This window comes from Actinosynnema sp. NPDC037264 (assembly GCF_055603705.1).
Window position 1 is genome coordinate 60,540 of record NZ_JBVJVK010000016.1, and the last position, 17,854, is coordinate 78,393.

The following is a 17,854-nucleotide window of genomic DNA, read 5'->3' on the forward strand; positions in this document are numbered from 1 at the left end:
GCGGGCGGTTGGGGCGGGCGGTTCGGGCGGGCGGGGATTGTGGTGTGGTGGGGTTAGCGGCCGAGGCTGGCGCCGCCGTTGACGCCGATGACTTGACCGGTCAGGTGGCCTGCTTCCGGGGAGGTCAGGAAGGTCACCGCGGCGGCTACGTCGGTGGGTGTGCCGGTGCGGCCGTTGGCTGGGTTGCCGACCAGTTTCTTGCGCCGCTCCTCGGACAGCGTGCCGCCGAAGAACTCGGTCTCCTCGGTGACCCCGGGCGACACGACGTTGACCGTGATCCCTCGCCCGCCCAGCGCGAAAGCCAGGTCCGCGGTCCACGCCTCGATCGCCGCCTTCGCCGCGCCGTAGCTGCCCGAACCCCGCCGGGCGGCGATGGAGCCGATCGTGACCACCCTGGCGTCGTCGGCCAGGCGTGGTTCCAGGGCGGTGGTCACCAGGACGGCGCTGAGGACGTTCGACTCGAAGTTCGCCAACCACAGCTCGCGCACGTCCGCCAACCCCTCGGGCGCGGGACGGCGGCGGGCCATGTTGCCGCCCGCGTTGTTCACCAGGACGTCCACCCGGTCGGGCAGGTCGGCCAACGCCTCGCGCACCTGCTCGGGGTCGGCGGCGTCGAAGACGACCGCCCGTGCGCCGATCTCCGCGGCGGTGGCGGTCAGGACGTCCTGCCGCCTGCCGGTGATCACGACGTCCAACCCCCGCTTGACCAAGTCGGCCGCCACCGCCTTGCCGATACCCGTCCCGCCACCGGTCACGACCGCTGTTCTCGTCATGCCCTGGTTCCTATCAGCGGGATTCACCGGGGTCGATCCGCTTCTCGGCCCAATGATGGTTCACATTCATGACCGGTTTCACAGGTGTGATCAGTACACGGTCCGGTGAAGGGAAGTCACACGTTCGGTGCCCAATTTTCAGTCGAACGTGGAGTTGACCCACTGTGATCCAGGTTTCCGAATTATCTTCCGACGACGAAGACGGTTCAGCACCCTACCCGGAGGTGTCGTCGTGCAGGTCAACCGGTGGCTGGTCCTGGCACTCGTGGGCGGTCTCGTCGGCGCGGACCAGGTTCGCGCCGAGGAAACAGCAAAAGAGGCGACCGTGGAGGTGGTGGCGAAACGAGGGCTCATGTCGGCGCCCGCGGCGCCCACCGTCGGCCTCGGGTTCGTCAGCGGCGGCGAGCTGTTCGCGGCCGACGGCGCCACCAAAGTGGGCGACGGCAATTCGCACTGCGGCGTGCTGGCGGTTTCGGCGGCCGTGCCGCCGGAGGTCACCACCCACTGCACGTCCACCTTCCGGCTGCAGGACGGGCAGCTCCACCTCTCCAGCGTGCGGACGTACGAGACCATCGCGTCGGGCTTCAACGACACGACCATGTCGATCATCGGCGGCACGGGGGCGTTCGCCAACGCTCGCGGCGAGGGCAAGGTGGCGCGGACGGCCTCAGACCAGGGAGTCGCCTACAAGTTCGTCTTCACCGTGATCACGGACTAGTCGACCAGCAAGTCGCCCGACACCGGCACGAGCGGTGCCCGGCGGTTGTCCACCACCGCCGGCGTCGGTCGCGGGCCGCCGCGCCACTGCCCGCCCGCCAACGGGACCGCGGCCACGCCGGGAGCGGGGCCGGCGGTCCAGTCGAGCACGCCGGCGATCGTCGCCAACCGCGTCCGCGCCAGCACGTCGGCGACCGCCGCCGGTGAGTCCGCCTCGCTCACCGCGTGCACGGCCACCTCGAACAACGCGTGCGCGAGCCCGAGCGGTTGCAACCACGGTGATCCGGTGGCCTCCTCGTAGGCGCGCACCAAATCGCGCGGCGTCCGCCCGCCCCGCCCGACATGCTCGTGCTCCGGCGTCCACGACACGATCGTGGCGACCCGGTCCAGGCCGTACCGGGCCACGCCGAACGGATAGGTGAGCCACCGCGAGCACGTCACCAGCCGGGGCCGCCGCGCGCGCACCACGGCGGCCAGGTCGGCGGCGGTCGCGGCGCTGGTCACCACCTCCACGTCGCCGACGGCGGGCACGACACCGCTCGACTCGCGGTACGGCAGGTCGACCAGGTGGTGCCCGCGCGCGGCGGCGACCGGCGCGAACCACCTCCGCAGCGCCGCGCCCTGCGGGCCGTCGTTCCACACGCAGCCGACCGTCCGCGCCGGGCCGAGGCGCTCCCACAGGTCGGCGAACACGGCCGCGATGTCGTCCAGGCCCCAGCAGAAGTGGAACGCCGGGCCCGGCCGCCGACCGGCGTCGAACACCTGCCAGGGCAACGTCGTGGACACGCACGGCACGTCGTGCCCGGCGCAGGCGTCCACCACCGCGGGCAACGTCGTCGTGCCGCCCAACGTGACCACGACGCGAACACCCGACTCCGCCAGCGACCGGGTCGCCGCACGGGCCCCTTCGGGCGTCGAGCCGCTGTCGCGCAACACCACCTCGGCGGGCCACGGCAGGCCGGTGGCGACGTACTCCAGCGGCGCGCCGAGCGACGACAGGCGTCCGGTCGTGGCGAGGACGACGCCGATCTTGGGACGGGTCACGGCGGCAACCTAGCGACCGCGCCGGTTCCACCATCGGGTGATCCCCCACGTGATCAGGCCGGGTCGATGTCCCACAGTTGGTCGGGCGATGGGGCGACGGGGCGTTGCACGACCGGTGCGCCCGCGTTGCCCGTGACGGACAGCGCGAGCCCGGAGTGGGCGAACGCCAGCCGGTAGCCCGTGGTCGGGTTGCCGCGTACGCGCAGGGTCTGGTTGACGCCGCTCAGCCGTTGGAACTGGATCGCCTGGACACCGGGCTCCAGGCTCGACTCGGGCAGGTCGATCGCCTTGCCGCTGTGGCTCGCGACCAGTTCCCACCCCTGCGGGTTGGCTTCGAAGCGCCACCGCTGGTTCGGGGTGCCGGTGTGGGGCCAGCCGATGATCGGCGCCAGGTCCGCCGTCGACGCGTCCGCCACGGCCAGTTCCAGCCCGGTGGCACGGTTCCGCACGGTGTGGTGGGTGCCCATCACGAGCTGGTGCTCCGCGGCCGGCAGCGGCACGACGAGGTCGCCCGACCACGCCGGGTCGGCCACGTAACCGCGGCTCAGCAGGTCGTCGTAGAACCCGCCCGCGGGCGGGCAGTCCACTCCCCCGTTCGGGCAGATGTCGACGTCGTGCACGGCGTAGGTGCGGAACACGGCCCGCTTGAACGCCGCGTCCGCCGCGGTCAGGTTGGCGGGCTCGTCGCGGATCGTGTAGTCGCGGTAGTAGACGGCCTCGGGGTTCGACGGCACGTCCTGCAACGCGGTCCGCACGAGCCGCGCGGTGGCGACGTGGTCGCGGTGGAAGTAGAAGTCCTCCAGCGGTCGACCGGGCGTGTGCAGGCCGTGCAGGTCGGCGGTCGGGTCGGTGGTGCGGACGACGTCCGGCGCGAAGTCCGCGATCACCGCGCGCAGGTAGGCGATCAGCCGGGCACGTCCGGTGGTCTGGGCGGGCGCGTGGTCGAGCGGGCGGCCGGTCAGCGGCTGGTCGCGCGCGTAGAGCTGCCACAGCCGGTTCGGTGGCGCGGTGGCGTTGTCGGGCAACCGGTTCTCCAGGATCGAGACGCGCGTGCCCGCCGTCCAGAGCGTCGCCGAGAGGTTCGCGCACGAGTACGCGTACGACCTCCACGGCGTGCCGGTCAGACCCGCGGCGTGCGCGTACGCCTCCCGGACGCCGAGTTCCCGTTGCTGCATGTAAGTCGGGTACGTGTGGTAGTCCGACGCCACGAGGAATACCGTGCGCACCACCGCCCCGTCGCGGAGGTCGTTCAGCAGATCGGGGCTCAAGAACAGCAAGTCGTCGTCGTGGTGCGCCACCACGTTCAGCACCCTGACCATTGCCCACTCCCCTTCGCTCGTCCCACCGCAGGATGTCGTTCGAATGGCGGTCGGTGTTAGGAATCCCTTGCTCTACCTTGGTTCCAGGGGCGCATCGGCGGCAGCGGTCCGCCGACGCGGTTCGCATCGGCGCGAGGGGGCGTCATGCGGTGGAGGGAACGCCGGACCGGAGTTCACGTCACGGCAGCGCTGGTCCTGGTCATGGCGACCACCGCGAGCACCGCCGCGGAGCGGCAGCCCGCCTGGCGTGACGCGGCCGTTCCGCTGGAGCAGCGGGTGACGATCCTGCTCTCGCAACTGACGTTGGACGAGCAGGCGCGGCTGCTGCTCGGGGTGACGACGCCGGCCGGTGAGCACGCGGTCGGGTACGTGCCGGGCGTGGCGCGCCTCGGCATCCCGCCGCTGCGGCTCACCGACGGCCCGGCGGGCGTCCGCGACGGCCTGCCCGCCACCGCGATGCCCGCGCCCGTGTCGCTGGCCGCCACGTTCGACCGCGCGGTGGCCGCGGAGGCGGGCGGGTTGGTCGGCCGCGAGGTCAAGGCGCGCGGCTACCAGGTGCTGTACTCGCCGATGGTCAACATCGTCCGGGTGCCCCGGGGCGGGCGGAACTTCGAGACCTACGGCGAGGACCCGCACCTGGCGGGGCAGCTGGCCGCGAGCTACGTCGCGGGCGTGCAGGGGCAGCGGGTCGCCGCGCAGGTCAAGCACGTCGCGGCGAACAACCAGGAGGAGGGCAGGCTCTGGCTGTCGTCCGGTGTGGACGACCGGACGCTGCGGGAGGTCTACCTGCCGGCGTTCGAGACGGCCGTGCGGCAGGGCGGCGTGTGGTCGGCGATGTGCGCTTACAACCGGGTCGACGGCTCGTGGGCGTGCGAGAGCTTCCCGCTGCTCAACGACGTGATGCGGGACCGGTGGGGCTTCGACGGCGCGGTCGGTTCGGACTACCCGGCCACGCACTCCGGGGTGACGTCCGCGTTGGCGGGTCTGGACCAGGAGTTCGGCGGCTCGACGCACTACGCGGGCCTCGCGGACGCCGTGCGCTCCGGCGCCCTGGCGCGTCCGGCGTTCGAGGACAACGTGCGGCGGGTGCTGCGGCTGATGATGCGCACCGGTCTGCTCGACGGCGACCCGCGCCCGGCGGTGGACCCGGCCGCGCACGCGGCAGTCGCGCGTCGGCAGGCCGCGGCGGGCATGGTGCTGCTGCGCAACGACCGCTCACTGCTGCCGTTGACCGCCAGGAGCGTCGCCGTGTCCGGGTGGTACGCCGGCTTCGCGCACACCGGGGGCAAGGGCAGCTCGTACGTGACGCCGTACCCCGAGCACACCGTGACTCCGCTGGACGGTCTGCGCGCACGGGTCGGCGCGGGCCTGACGTACATACCGGGGGCGCGCCCGTCGCCGTTCGCCGTGCCGCCGGAGTCGTTGTCGGACCTGCGCGCCGACTACTACGCCAACCGCGACCTCGCCGGCCCGCCGGTGGCGTCCACCGCGCCCGCCTCGATCGACTTCGACTGGGCGGGCGGGTCGCCCGCGCCGAACGTGCCCGCGGACCACTGGTCGGCCCGCTTCACGGCGACCCTGTCGGTGCCCGCGACCGGCGCCTACGACCTCGCGGTCACCAGCGACGACGGCAGCAGGCTCTACCTCGACGGCACCCTCGTCGTGGACAACTGGGGCGATCACCCCACGCGGACCAGGTCGACGCGGATCCCGCTGCGGGCAGGCGACCGGCACCAGGTCCGGGTCGAGTACTACGAGGCGGCGGGTGACGCCGGGCTGCGCTTCGGCTGGTACCCGCCCGCCGAAGCCGATCCGGAGCTGCGCCGGGCGGTCGAGGCCGCACGGGCCGCCGACGTCGCCGTGGTGGTGGTCGGCGACGACAGCACCGAGGGCGCCGACCGGCCGTCGATCGACCTGCCCGGCAACCAGGACGCGCTGGTCTCGGCGATCACGGCGGCCAACCCGGACACCGTGGTGGTGCTGGAGACCGGCGGGCCGGTGACCATGCCGTGGCTGCCGGCCGCGCACACCGTGCTGCAGGCCTGGTACCCGGGCGAGCAGGGCGGGCACGCGGTGGCGGACGTGCTGTTCGGCGCGGCGGAGCCCGGCGGGCGGCTGCCGGTGACGTTCCCGACCGGTCTGGACGCGACGCCGATCGCCTCGCCCGCGCAGTACCCCGGTGAGGGCGGTGTCGTGCACTACGCGGAACGGCTCCGGGTCGGCTACCGGTGGTACGACGCCACCGGGACGACGCCGCTGTTCCCGTTCGGGCACGGCCTGTCCTACACGACGTTCCGCTACGCGAACCTGGCCGTGACGCCGACCGCCGGGCAGGCGGTCACGGTGTCGTTCGACGTGACCAACACGGGCGGACGGGCGGGCTCGGCCGTGCCGCAGGTGTACGTGGGCTACCCGGACGCGGCCGGTGAGCCGCCGCGGCAGTTGCGCGGGTTCACCAAGGTCGCCCTGGCCGCCGGCGCCACCACCAGGGTGTCGGTCGACCTCGACCGGCGGTCGTTCGCGGTCTGGGACGAGGCCGAGCGGTCGTTCCGGGTGCCGTCGGGGACGTTCGCGGTCACGGTGGGCGCGTCGTCCCGGGACGCCCGGCTCACCGGGACCGTGACCCGGCAGGCCGAGCGGATCCCCGAGGGCGCCACCGGCCAGGTGGTGCACGCGGGCTCGTGCCTGGACGTGGCCGATGCGAACGACGCCCCCGGCACGCCCGTCCAGCTGTGGGCGTGCAACGGCACGGCCGCGCAGCGGTGGACGGTGACGCCGGAGGGCGCGATGCGGGCGATGGGCCGGTGCCTGGCGCCCGCCGGTGACGCCGTCGTGCTGGCCGACTGCGCCGGTCAGCGCTGGGCGGTGGCGGACGGCGGGCCGCTCAGGTCCGGTGACCGGTGCCTCGACTCGTCCACCGGCGCGCTGCGGCTCGCGCCGTGCACGGGTGGCGTCGCGCAGACCTGGCAGCCGCCGCGACCGGCCGACCGGGTGACCGGGATCGCCGGCCAGTGCGTCGACGTGGACGGCGGCAGCACGGTGAGCGGGACGGCCGTCTGGCTGTTCCGGTGCAACGGCACGGGGGCGCAGGACTGGAAGCTCGACGCGGACGGGTCGGTGCGCGCGCTGGGCAAGTGCCTCGACGTGGCCGACGGGGTGCCCCACGCCGGCACGCCGGTGCAGCTGTGGGACTGCAACGGCACCGGCGCGCAGCACTGGCGCGCGGATCCGGGCGGCGCGCTGGTGAACGCGCTGTCCGGCCGTTGCCTGGACGCGCGCGACGGGATGTCGGCCGACTTCACCCGGTTGCAGATCTGGGACTGCAACGGCACCGCCGCGCAAACGTGGGTGCTGCCCCGTCGCTGAGGTCGTGCCGCGCGGGCCCGATGTCGAATTCATTCGACGGATTCGTCGAACGGCGGACGATGCCCGCGTCGAATGATTTCGACTTCCGGTGACGATTCCGAATTGGTCGGGGATGTCGCCTGAGTCGATTCCTGTCGAAACCCTTGCGTCACCCATCCGTTACCGCCAACATCATGGCGAGGCAGCGCCGGAACACGCCGCCGCGCCCGGTCACACGGTCGTGGCGGTGCGGGTGCGCCGGGCGGCGACCGGCGCACCCGCATTCCCCACCGCGGCCGGCTCCACCGCCCGCGCGCGTTTCGGTTCCCACCCCTCCCGCTGCCGCACGCGATTACGAGGAGCGTCATGGCCGATATGCGAGACAAGCTGAGAAAAATCCGTTGGCGGGTTGGCCTGCTGGCCACCGGAATGGCCTCGGTGCTCGCGAGCGTGGGTGTTGTCGCGGTGACCGACGCCCAGGCGGCGGCGGGCTGCCGGGTCGCGTACTCGGTGCCGAGCCAGTGGCAGGGCGGCTTCAACGGCAACGTCGACATCACCAACCTGGGCGACCCGATCACCGGCGGGTGGCGGCTCACGTGGGCGTTCCCGTCCGGCCAGACGGTCACCCAGGCGTGGAACGCCACCGTGACGGCGTCCGGCGGCCAGGTCACCGCGACCAACGTCGGCTACAACGCCAACATCGCGACCGGCGCCTCGGTGTCGTTCGGCTTCAACGGCACGTGGACGGGCAGCAACACGGCGCCGTCGTCGTTCGCGCTCAACGGCGTGACCTGCACCGGTAGCACGACCACCACCAGCACCACGACGAGCACGACCACCACCACGACCACGACGAACCCGCCGGCGGGCGACGCCATGGCGCGGGTCGCGGAGATGCAGCCCGGCTGGAACCTGGGCAACTCGCTCGACGCCACCGGCGCCGACGAGACGTCGTGGGGCAACCCGCGCATCACCGAGGCGCTGCTGGACAACGTCCGGGCGCAGGGCTTCAAGAGCATCCGCATCCCGGTCACCTGGAGCGCCCACCAGGGCGGCGCGCCGGGCTACACGATCGAGGCGGCCTACCTGGCGCGCGTGAAGGAGGTCGTGAACTGGGCGTTGGCGGACGGCTTCTACGTCATGATCAACATTCACCACGACTCGTGGCAGTGGATCAACGCCATGCCGACGGACCGCACGAACGTGCTGGCCCGCTACAACGCGGCGTGGACGCAGATCGCGGCCGCGTTCCGGGACGCCTCGCCGAAGCTGATGCTGGAGAGCGTCAACGAGCCGCAGTTCGCCAACAGCTCGGGTGACGCGCAGAACGCGCAGCTGCTCAACGAGCTGAACACGTCGTTCCACCGGATCGTGCGCGGCTCGGGCGGCAACAACGCCACCCGCCTGCTCGTCCTGCCTACCCTGCACACGTCGTCGGAGCAGGCGCGGGTGGACGAGCTGGTGGCCACGTTCAACTCGCTCGACGACCCGAACCTGATCGCGACGTTCCACTTCTACGGCTACTGGCCGTTCAGCGTGAACGTGGCGGGCGGCACGAAGTTCGACGCCACCGTGCAGAAGGACCTGACCGACTCGTTCGACCGCGTGGCCAACGCGTTCGTGGCGCGCGGCATCCCGGTCATCCTGGGCGAGTACGGCCTGCTGGGCTTCGACCGGCACACCGGCACCGTCCAGCAGGGCGAGAAGCTGAAGTTCTTCGAGTTCCTCGGCCACTACGCCCGCACGAAGAAGATCACCACCATGCTGTGGGACAACGGCCAGCACTTCGGCCGCACCTCGTTCGCGTGGAGCGACCCGGAGCTGATCGCGCAGATCAAGTCGAGCTGGACGACCCGGTCCGGCACGGCGTCGTCGGACCAGGTGTTCAGCGCCAAGGCCTCGGCGGTGAGCGACAAGACGCTGACGCTCAACCTGAACGGCACGTCGTTCGTCGGGCTGCGCCACGGCACCACCGACCTGGTGCGCGGCACCGACTACACGGTCAGCGGCGACCAGCTGACCATCAAGGCGGCGTTGATCACCCGGTTGAGCGGGTCGCGGGCGTACGGCACGAACGCGACGCTGTCGGCCCGGTTCTCGGCGGGCGTGCCGTGGCGGATCAACCTGGTCACCTACGACACGCCGGTGCTGTCGAACGCGACCGGGACGACGAGCGCGTTCTCGATCCCGTCCCAGTTCCGCGGCGACCAGTTGGCCACGATGGAGGCCAAGTACGCGGACGGCAGCAACGCCGGCCCGCACAACTGGACCTCGTACAAGGAGTTCGACGTCACGTTCGCGCCGAACTACACCGCGAACACCACGACGTTGAAGCCCGAGTTCTTCGCCGAGGTCACGGACGGCTCGCGGGTCACGCTGACGTTCCACTACTGGAGCGGCGCCAAGGTGGCGTACTACGTCACCAAGTCCGGCACGTCGGTCACGGGCACCACCGCCTGACCGCTCGCGCACGTCACCACGCCGGCGGCCCGGAGCACCCCTCGCTCCGGGCCGCCGGTTCGCGTAGTCGTACTCATGCGCGGCGCCCGGCGGTCGGCGAGACTGGCCGCGTGATCGACGTCGAGCAGCGCAGACGGCCCGGGGTGGCGTTCGCGGGTTTCCTGGTGCCGTTCGCGCTCCAGGTCGCGGTGGTGGCCGCGTACCGATCGTGGTACTTCGCGGACCTGGGTTGGCGCGGTGGCGAGTACGCGTACGCGTTCATCGGGGTGGCGATCGGCTCGATCGTGCTGGGCTGCGCGGCCAAGTTCTTCCGGCCGCCCTGGAACTCGGTGGGCACCGGCCTGGTGCTCGCGGGCGTGCTCGGCTTCGTGGTCGTCGCGGTGGTGTTCGCGGCGATCATCGTCGCCTGGGGTCTGGCCGCGTAGCGCTGGTGTCAGACCCGTGTCAGGCCCGTGTCAGCGCCGTGTCCGGCCCCTCGGTGATCGTGGTCGCCACAGCCACCACGAGAGGAAAACCGATGAGTCGAACGGTTCCCATCCCGCACGGCCTGCCGATGGAGCGCGATGCGGGCCCCTTCGACCCGCCCAGCCGGATCACCGAGCTGCGCGAGGCCCACCCGGTCAGCCCGCTGCTGTTCCCCGACGGTCACGAGGGCTGGCTCGTCACCGGCTACGACGAGGTCCGCCGGCTCATGGCCGACACCCGCTTCAGCTCGCGCCAGGACCTCGGCGTCATGCACGTGCCGTACGAGACCCCCGGCATCCCCGCGGCCACCGAGCCGTCGCCGCAGCTGCCGGGCCTGTTCATCAGCATGGACCCGCCGGATCACACCCGGCTGCGGCGGCTGCTCACCGGCGCCTTCACCGTCAAGCGGATGAAGCAGCTCGAAGAGCGCATCGCCGACATCGTCGAGCGGCAGCTGGACGAGCTGGCGAGCCTCGCGCCGCCGGTCGACCTGGTCGAGGCGTTCGCGCTGCCGGTGCCGTCGCTGGTGATCTGCGAGCTGCTCGGCGTGCCCTACGAGGACCGGGCCGCCTTCCAGGTCAACTCGGCCAAGTTCCTGGAGAAGGACGTGGTGCTCGAGGAGAAGATGGCCGCGTTCGGCGCGATGAACGCGTTCCTGACCGAGCTGGTCACGCGCAAGCGCGCCGAGCCGGACGAGGACCTGCTGTCCGACCTCGCCCGCAACGACGACCTCGCCATCGAGGAGCTGACCGGCATCGCGTTCCTGCTGCTGCTCGCGGGCCACGAGACCACCGCCAACATGCTGTCGCTCGGCACGTTCGCGCTGCTGGAGAACCCCGGGCAGCTGACGGCCCTGCGCGAGGACCCGGAGCTGCTGCCCGGCGCGGTCGAGGAGCTCATGCGCTACCTGTCCGTCGCCGACATCTTCTACCGCTACGCGACGGAGGACATCGAGCTCGGCGGTGAGACGATCACCAAGGGCTCGACCGTCGTCGTCTCGCTGCTGGCCGCCAACCACGACCCGCGGCGCTTCGACGACCCCGACGCGCTGGACGTCCGCCGGCAGGCGCGCGGCCACCTGTCGTTCGGGCACGGCATCCACCAGTGCCTCGGCCAGCAACTGGCCCGCATCGAGCTGCGCGCCGGTTTCGGCGCCCTGCTGCGCCGCTTCCCGACGCTGGCACTCGCCGTCCCGGCCGACGAGGTGAAGCTCAAGACCGACATGAACATCTACGGCGTGCACGAGCTGCCGGTCACGTGGACGGAGACGGCCCGGTAGGGCGGTCGCCCTCGACCACCGCGAGGACCTCCCGGCAGCGCGCTCGGTTCCGCCGCTTGGCCGAGCCCGGCCAGGCGGCGGTGCGGTGGAACGCGAACGGCTTGTCCACCCCCCCCGTTACCTTTTTCGTAGCTCCTGATCAAGGAGCCGTGGTCGCCAGGTCCGGCATGACTGACGCCCCCAGTCGAACCCATGATCCGGGGGGTGGTGTCACCGGGTCTGGTGGCATCGAGGGACCGCTGATAGGGACACGGCCGCCCACCGGGCAGGTCTCGTCGTAACGTGGGTGCCGGCCGTCGATGCCCGACCGGCGACCACCCTCGATGAACGAACGGCAGGACGGATGACCAGCGGTTACCAGGTGTTCCTCGGCCTGGATGTCGGCAAGGGCGAACACCACGCCGTCGGCCTGGACCCGGCGGGCAAGCGGCTTCATGACGCGCCGTTGCCCAACAGCGAACCGAGACTGCGGACGTTGTTCGACAAGCTCGCCGCGCACGGGCCGCTGCTGGTGGTGGTCGACCAACCGGCCACGATCGGCGCGCTGCCGGTCGCGGTGGCCCGCGCGTCCGGCCACCAGGTCGCCTACCTGCCCGGCCTGGCCATGCGCCGCATCGCCGACCTCTACCCCGGCCGCGCGAAAACCGACGCGCGGGACGCGTTCGTCATCGCCGACGCGGCCCGCAGCCTGCCGCACACCCTGCGGCCGGTCGACGTCGGCGACGACGCCCTGGCCGAGCTGGACGTGCTGGTCGGCTTCGACGACGACCTGGCCGGCGAGGCCACCCGGATCGGCAACCGCATCCGCGGCCTGCTCACCGGTGTCCACCCCGCTCTGGAACGCGCGATCGGGCCGAGGATCAGCCACCCGGCGGTGCTGGAGATCCTGTCCCGCTGCGGCGGCCCGACCGGCATCGCCAAGGCCGGCCGTCGCAAGCTCACCGCGATCGCCACCGCCCACGCACCTCGCATGGGCGACAAGCTGGTCACCGCGATCCTGGCCGCCCTGGACGAGCAGACCGTCGTCGTCCCGGGCACAACGGCGGCCGACACCGTCCTGCCCCGCCTGGCCGACAGCCTGAAAACCGTCCTCCAGCAACGCAAACAGGTCGCCGCCGAGGTTGAAGGGATACTCGATGCGCACCCTCTTGCCGGGGTCCTGACCTCCATGCCCGGTGTCGGGGTCAGGACCGCAGCCCGCATCCTGCTGGAGATCGGCGACGCGACCGGGTTCAAGTCCTCCGGCCACCTGGCCGCCTACGCCGGCATCGCCCCGGTCACCCGCAGCTCGGGCTCCTCGATCAAGGGCGAACACCCGGCCCGCACCGGCAACCGCAAGCTCAAGCGGGCGTTCTTCCTCGCCGCGTTCGCGGCCTTGTCCGACCCCACCAGCAGGGCCTATTACCAGCGGAAACGCGACGAAGGGAAGAAGCACAACGCCGCGCTGATCTGCCTGGCACGGCGCCGCTGCGACGTTCTGTTCGCCATGCTCCGCGACAAGACCTACTACCGGCACCCCGAACCCACTCCCGCCCCGGCTGCGGCTTGACAACCACATAGGGACACCCCCCGCGCGGGCCCCGCGGATCACCGAAGGCCGCACGAGGACCGCACCGGTGAAGAAGACTTCCGGGCGACCGGTCGGCATGCTCGGTGCCGGAGCACCGCGCCGTCCGACAGGAGCCGCCCGTGACGGAGGACCGGGCCGTGCGGTCGGGGCAGCGGTGGGTGCTGGCACTGGCCTCCGTCGGCTCCTTCATGGTGGTGCTCGACCTGCTGGTCGTCACCACCGCGCTCACCGCGATCCGGCGTGACCTGGGCGCGTCCATGGCGGACCTGGAGTGGACCGTCAACGCCTACACGCTGAGCTTCGCCGTCCTGCTGATGACCGGCGCGGCGCTCGGCGACCGGTTCGGCCGCCGGCGGCTGTTCGCGGGCGGGCTCGGGTTGTTCTCGCTGGCCTCGGTCGCCTGCGCGCTCGCGCCGTCCGCCGGGGCGCTGATCGCCGCGCGCACCGTCCAAGGCGTCGGCGCGGCCGTCGTCATGCCGCTCGCGCTCGGCCTGCTCAACGCGACCTTCCCGCCGCGGCGCCGCGGGTGGGCGCTCGGCGTCTACGGCGGCGTCACGGGCCTGGCCGCGCTGCTCGGCCCGCTCATCGGCGGCGTGCTCACCCGCGGCCTGGACTGGGAGTGGATCTTCTGGCTCAACGTGCCGCTCGGCCTCGTGGCCATCCCCCTGGTGCTGACCCGCGTGCCGGAGAGCTTCGGCGCGCGCGTCGCGCTCGACCTGCCCGGCCTGCTGCTGTTCAGCGTCGCCGCGGTGGGCCTGGTCTGGGGCCTGGTCCGGGCACAGGCCGCGGGCTGGGGCAGCGTCGAGGTGGTCGGCGCGATGGTGGTCGGCGTGGTCGTCGCCGGGCTCTTCGTGCGGGCGCAGACCCGTGCGGCCACACCGATGCTGCCCGTGCGCCTCTTCCGGTCGCGCGCGTTCGCCGCGGGCAACGTCGTCATCTTCCTCCTCAACGGCTCGCTGACCGGCGCGATCTTCCTGCTCGCCCAGCACCTCCAGGTCGGGCTCGGCCACGACCCGCTGGAGGCGGGGTTGCGCCTGCTCCCGTGGGGCCTCGGTCCGTTCCTGGTGGCGCCGCGCGCCGGCGCTCTCGCCGACCGGCTCGGCGAACGCCCGCTCGTCCTGGCCGGGCTGATCGCGCAGTCGCTCGGCTTGGCGTGGCTGGCCCTCGTGTCGACCGGCGGTTCGCCGTACCTGTCCCTGGTCGGCCCCATGACGCTGATCGGCACCGGCTACGCCCTGGCCGTCCCGGCGGTGACCAAGGCGGTCGTCGGCGCCGGCGCGTCCGGTGACGTCGGCAAGGCGTCCGGCGCGTTCAGCACCATGAGGCAACTGGGCGCGGCGTTCGGCGTCGCCATCCTGGCCGCCGTCTTCAGCGCCTCGGGCACCTACGCCTCGGCGGCGTCGTTCACCGACGGCTTCCGGGCGGCCATCGCCGTCGCCGCGGGCCTGACCCTGCTGGGCGTCGTCTTCGGCGTCATGCTCCCGAAGCCCGCCCGCAAGCACGCCGACGCGGCGACCACCGGCGGCTAGACCCGTTGGCGACGGTGGTCATGAATCGTTTCAGTCGCTGCCGACCACGCTAGCCAGGCCGTGAAAACGCGTCAAGACACGGCTGCCCGAGTCCGCCTCGCGACTACGACCCGGAAGAGCGCACGGACTGCTGATACGTTTCAGACCGTTGCGCGCACCCCGGTCGCGTGTGTACGGTCCCCATCCAGGCCGCTACGCAGAGTCGCGGCCGTACGTGAGATCGTCGCCGCCGCACGTGGTCGACCGGTTCGGTCGCCGCGTGTCCTTTCCACGCCATAACAACGGAGTTATCGCACATGTGGAGGTAGCGTGCGCGCAAAGACCATCGGTCGCGGACTGGCCGCGGTCGTGCTCGTGGCGACGTCGGTGTCGACGTCGGCCGCGGTGTCCGCCCCGGCCGCGACATCGGCGCCGGGCGCGGGGATCGGGCAGGGAGAACGGCTGAACCGGGGTGTCGTCAGCGTCCACACCGGAACCGGCAACTACGTCAACTGGCGGGTGTTGGCGAGCGACGCGCCGGGCACCGCCTTCAACCTCTACCGCGACGGGGTGAAGGTGAACGCGGCCCCGATCTCGGGGTCGTCCAACCACGTCGACCGGGGCGCCCCGGCGGACGCCGACTACGTCGTCCGACCGGTCGTCGACGGTGTCGAACAGGTCTCCGCGGCCGCCGCCGGGGAGTCGCTGCGGTTCACCGCGACGTCCGGCGACGTCGGCATCGCGGCGAGCACGCGTGACGTGCCGCTGCAGATCCCGGCGGGCGGCCGGACGCCGTCGGGCGAGAACTACACCTACACCGCGAACGACGCGAGCGTCGGCGACCTCGACGGCGACGGCCAGTACGAGATCGTGCTGAAGTGGGAGCCGACCAACGCCAAGGACAACTCGCAGTCCGGCTACACGGGCAACGTCCTCATCGACGCCTACCGGCTCGACGGCGCCCGGCTGTGGCGGATCGACCTGGGCCGCAACATCCGCGCCGGCGCGCACTACACGCAGTTCCAGGTGTTCGACTACGACGGGGACGGCCGGGCCGAGGTCGTCATGAAGACCGCCGACGGCACCCGTTCGGGCACCGGCCAGGTGATCGGCAACGCGAGCGCGGACCACCGCAACTCCTCCGGCTACATCCTGGCCGGGCCGGAGTTCCTGTCGGTGTTCCGCGGCAGCGACGGCGCGGTGCTCGCCAGCGCGGACTACGTGCCGCCGCGCGGGAACGTGGCCAGTTGGGGCGATTCCTACGGCAACCGGGTCGACCGGTTCCTCGCGGGCACGGCGTACGTGGACGGCTCGCGGCCGAGCATCATCATGGCCCGCGGCTACTACACCCGGTCCGTGATCTCCGCGTGGGACTGGCGCAACGGGCAGCTGACCCGGCGGTGGACGTTCGACAGCAACAGCTCCACCAACGGCTCGGCGTGGGCGGGTCAGGGCAACCACAACCTGTCGGTCGCCGACGTCGACGCGGACGGCCGTGACGAGATCATCTACGGCGCGATGACCGTGGACGACAACGGCGCGGGCCTCTACACCACGCGGCTCGGGCACGGCGACGCGCTGCACGTGAGCGACTTCGTGCCGAGCCGGGCGGGGCTGGAGGTGTTCGACATCCACGAGGGCGGCGGCACCGGGCTCGACCTGCACGACGCGCGCACCGGCGCGATCATCTTCTCGAAGCCGAACAACACCGGCGCCGAGGGTCCCGGTCGCGGTGTGGCCGCGGACATCTACGCGGGCAACGCCGGCGCGGAGTTCTGGGCGACCGGCGGCGGCGCGCCGTCGAACCTGCTCAACGCCTCGGGCAACAGCGTCGGCCGGATCCCGTCGTCGGCGAACTTCGTGATCTGGTGGGACGGCGACGCGCAGCGCGAACTGCTCGACGGCACCCACATCGACAAGTACGGCACGGGCGGCGACACGCGGCTGCTGACCGGGTCGGGCGTGTCGTCCAACAACGGCACCAAGTCCACGCCCGCGCTGTCGGCCGACATCCTCGGCGACTGGCGCGAGGAGGTCGTCTGGCGCACGTCGGACAACACGAAGCTGCGCATCTACTCGACCACGGACCCGACGAGCATCTCGCGGCCGTCGCTGATGCAGGACCGGCAGTACCGGGTCGCGGTCGCCTGGCAGAACACCGCCTACAACCAGCCGCCGCACCCGAGCTTCCGCATCGGCTGAGGCGTCACGGTTCCCCGGGCCCGGCGGACGTTCGGCCACCGCCGGGCCCGGGACTCGGCGTGCGGCCGGGACCACCGCACTGGTAGAACGTCGCCATGAGCCACCGGTTCGTCGCCCGCGCGGTCGGCGTGGAGATCGACCCCGACGGGTACTTCATCGAGGCCGGTGTCGCGGAGGGTCCGGACGGCAGCGGCTTCGTCCTCCTGTTCATGTGCGACGGTGGGGAGCCCGACGACCAGGACGTGTCGCTCGGGCTCGACACCCACTGCCTGGTCACGGCCGACCAGGGCACCGCGTACGGCTGCGTGCGGGAGGCGGTGCTGACCGACGACGTGCTCCGGGTGTCGCTCGACCCCTCGGCGCTCGACGCGCTGGGCCTGGAGGACGCCGAGATCGAGGCGGTCCTCGACGCGCCGGCCGAGGACATCGCCCGGTTCCGCGAGGTGCTCGCCCGGGTCCTGGCCTACGGCCGCGAGGACGCACGGCCGGCGCGCGTCGAGGTCTGACGACCGGGGCTCCCGCACCGGCTCGCGGCGGCACGACCACCGGGCACGGGACCGATATTCGATTGCGCCGCCCGCGCGGGTCCGGTGAGGATCGGTCGATGACCGAGGACGGCGAGGCACTGCCCGAGCGGGCGTTCGGCTGGTCGGACATGTGGGCCGAACCCGGGGCCGACCCGCGCGAGGCCGGTGGGCCGTACGCCGGCGAGCGCCAGACCCTCGTGCGGTACCTGCGCGACCGGCGGTTGACGTTGGAGCTCAAGTGCGCCGGGCTGGGCGCGGAGGGCTTGGCGCGGCGTTCGGTGCCGCCGTCGGACATGTCGTTGCTCGGGCTCGTGCGGCACCTGGCGGAGGTCGAGCAGTACTGGTTCCGGCGGGTGATGGCCGGTGAGGACGTCACGCCGCACTACACGTCCGCGACCGTCGCGTTCGGGGAGGCCACGGCCGATCCCGAGGTGGTCGCCGACGCGTGGGCCACCTGGCGGGCCGAGGTCGCCTTCGCCGAGCGGTTCGTGGCCGAAGCCCCGGACCTGGACGTCGTGGGCGACAACGACGGCACCCCGATCCCGTTGCGCGAGGTCCTGATCCACCTGATCGAGGAGTACGCCCGGCACAACGGCCACGCCGACCTCCTCCGCGAGCGGATCGACGGCCGGGTCGGTCAGTAGG

13 protein-coding genes are annotated in these 17,854 nt (G+C 72.1%); 10 read left to right on the forward strand and 3 right to left on the reverse strand.

The genetic code is table 11. The features are described 5' to 3' along the window. Positions 1 to 53 precede the first annotated feature (53 nt). On the reverse strand, positions 54 to 773 hold the full coding sequence (locus tag ACZ7GX_RS19735) for an SDR family NAD(P)-dependent oxidoreductase (protein ID WP_498778490.1): 720 nt from the start codon (positions 771 to 773) through the stop codon (positions 54 to 56). A gap of 232 nt (positions 774 to 1,005) precedes the next feature. Between ACZ7GX_RS19735 and ACZ7GX_RS19740 the strand changes: the two genes are divergently transcribed. After that, a complete protein-coding gene (locus tag ACZ7GX_RS19740) occupies positions 1,006 to 1,491 on the forward strand; it encodes an allene oxide cyclase barrel-like domain-containing protein (RefSeq protein ID WP_498778491.1) in 486 nt (161 codons plus the stop codon). Here ACZ7GX_RS19740 and ACZ7GX_RS19745 read toward each other — a convergent pair. Together ACZ7GX_RS19745 and ACZ7GX_RS19750 are read right to left on the reverse strand one after the other, a co-directional pair. Further along, positions 1,488 to 2,534, reverse strand: a complete 1,047-nt coding sequence (locus ACZ7GX_RS19745) for an ABC transporter substrate-binding protein (protein ID WP_498778492.1) — start codon at positions 2,532 to 2,534, stop codon at positions 1,488 to 1,490. The two genes, ACZ7GX_RS19740 and ACZ7GX_RS19745, sit on opposite strands and share 4 nt — an antisense overlap. A 53-nt stretch (positions 2,535 to 2,587) precedes the next feature. Further along, positions 2,588 to 3,853 (reverse strand): RICIN domain-containing protein, encoded by a 1,266-nt coding sequence (locus tag ACZ7GX_RS19750; RefSeq protein WP_498778493.1) that lies wholly within the window; start codon positions 3,851 to 3,853, stop codon positions 2,588 to 2,590. 144 nt (positions 3,854 to 3,997) lie between these two features. Here ACZ7GX_RS19750 and ACZ7GX_RS19755 point away from each other — a divergent pair, with 144 nt between their 5' ends. The 9 genes from ACZ7GX_RS19755 to ACZ7GX_RS19795 all read left to right on the forward strand — a co-directional run bounded on the left by ACZ7GX_RS19755 (position 3,998) and on the right by ACZ7GX_RS19795 (position 17,853). After that, positions 3,998 to 7,219 carry a glycoside hydrolase family 3 C-terminal domain-containing protein gene (locus ACZ7GX_RS19755; protein WP_498778494.1) on the forward strand — a complete coding sequence of 1,074 codons (3,222 nt, stop codon included), beginning with the start codon at positions 3,998 to 4,000 and terminating at the stop codon, positions 7,217 to 7,219. Positions 7,220 to 7,564: 345 nt separating this feature from the next. Further along, positions 7,565 to 9,658, forward strand: coding sequence for a cellulase family glycosylhydrolase (locus ACZ7GX_RS19760; protein WP_498778495.1), 2,094 nt, complete (start codon positions 7,565 to 7,567; stop codon positions 9,656 to 9,658). 110 nt (positions 9,659 to 9,768) lie between these two features. Continuing rightward, positions 9,769 to 10,083: a hypothetical protein gene (locus tag ACZ7GX_RS19765; protein WP_498778496.1), complete on the forward strand. Its 315-nt coding sequence runs from the start codon at positions 9,769 to 9,771 to the stop codon at positions 10,081 to 10,083. A gap of 92 nt (positions 10,084 to 10,175) precedes the next feature. Then, positions 10,176 to 11,402 (forward strand): cytochrome P450, encoded by a 1,227-nt coding sequence (locus ACZ7GX_RS19770; protein WP_498778497.1) that lies wholly within the window; start codon positions 10,176 to 10,178, stop codon positions 11,400 to 11,402. A 343-nt stretch (positions 11,403 to 11,745) separates the two neighbouring features. Further along, complete coding sequence (locus tag ACZ7GX_RS19775) at positions 11,746 to 12,951, forward strand: IS110 family RNA-guided transposase (protein WP_498778498.1); 1,206 nt, start codon at positions 11,746 to 11,748, stop codon at positions 12,949 to 12,951. A gap of 140 nt (positions 12,952 to 13,091) precedes the next feature. Next, positions 13,092 to 14,501, forward strand: a complete 1,410-nt coding sequence (locus ACZ7GX_RS19780) for an MFS transporter (protein ID WP_498778499.1) — start codon at positions 13,092 to 13,094, stop codon at positions 14,499 to 14,501. Between the two features lie 309 nt (positions 14,502 to 14,810). Continuing rightward, positions 14,811 to 16,682 carry a rhamnogalacturonan lyase gene (locus ACZ7GX_RS19785; RefSeq protein ID WP_498778500.1) on the forward strand — a complete coding sequence of 624 codons (1,872 nt, stop codon included), beginning with the start codon at positions 14,811 to 14,813 and terminating at the stop codon, positions 16,680 to 16,682. 95 nt (positions 16,683 to 16,777) lie between these two features. Next, positions 16,778 to 17,188, forward strand: a complete 411-nt coding sequence (locus tag ACZ7GX_RS19790) for an Imm10 family immunity protein (RefSeq protein WP_498778501.1) — start codon at positions 16,778 to 16,780, stop codon at positions 17,186 to 17,188. Positions 17,189 to 17,286: 98 nt separating this feature from the next. Beyond that, positions 17,287 to 17,853, forward strand: a complete 567-nt coding sequence (locus ACZ7GX_RS19795) for a DinB family protein (protein ID WP_498778502.1) — start codon at positions 17,287 to 17,289, stop codon at positions 17,851 to 17,853. Position 17,854 lies beyond the last annotated feature (1 nt).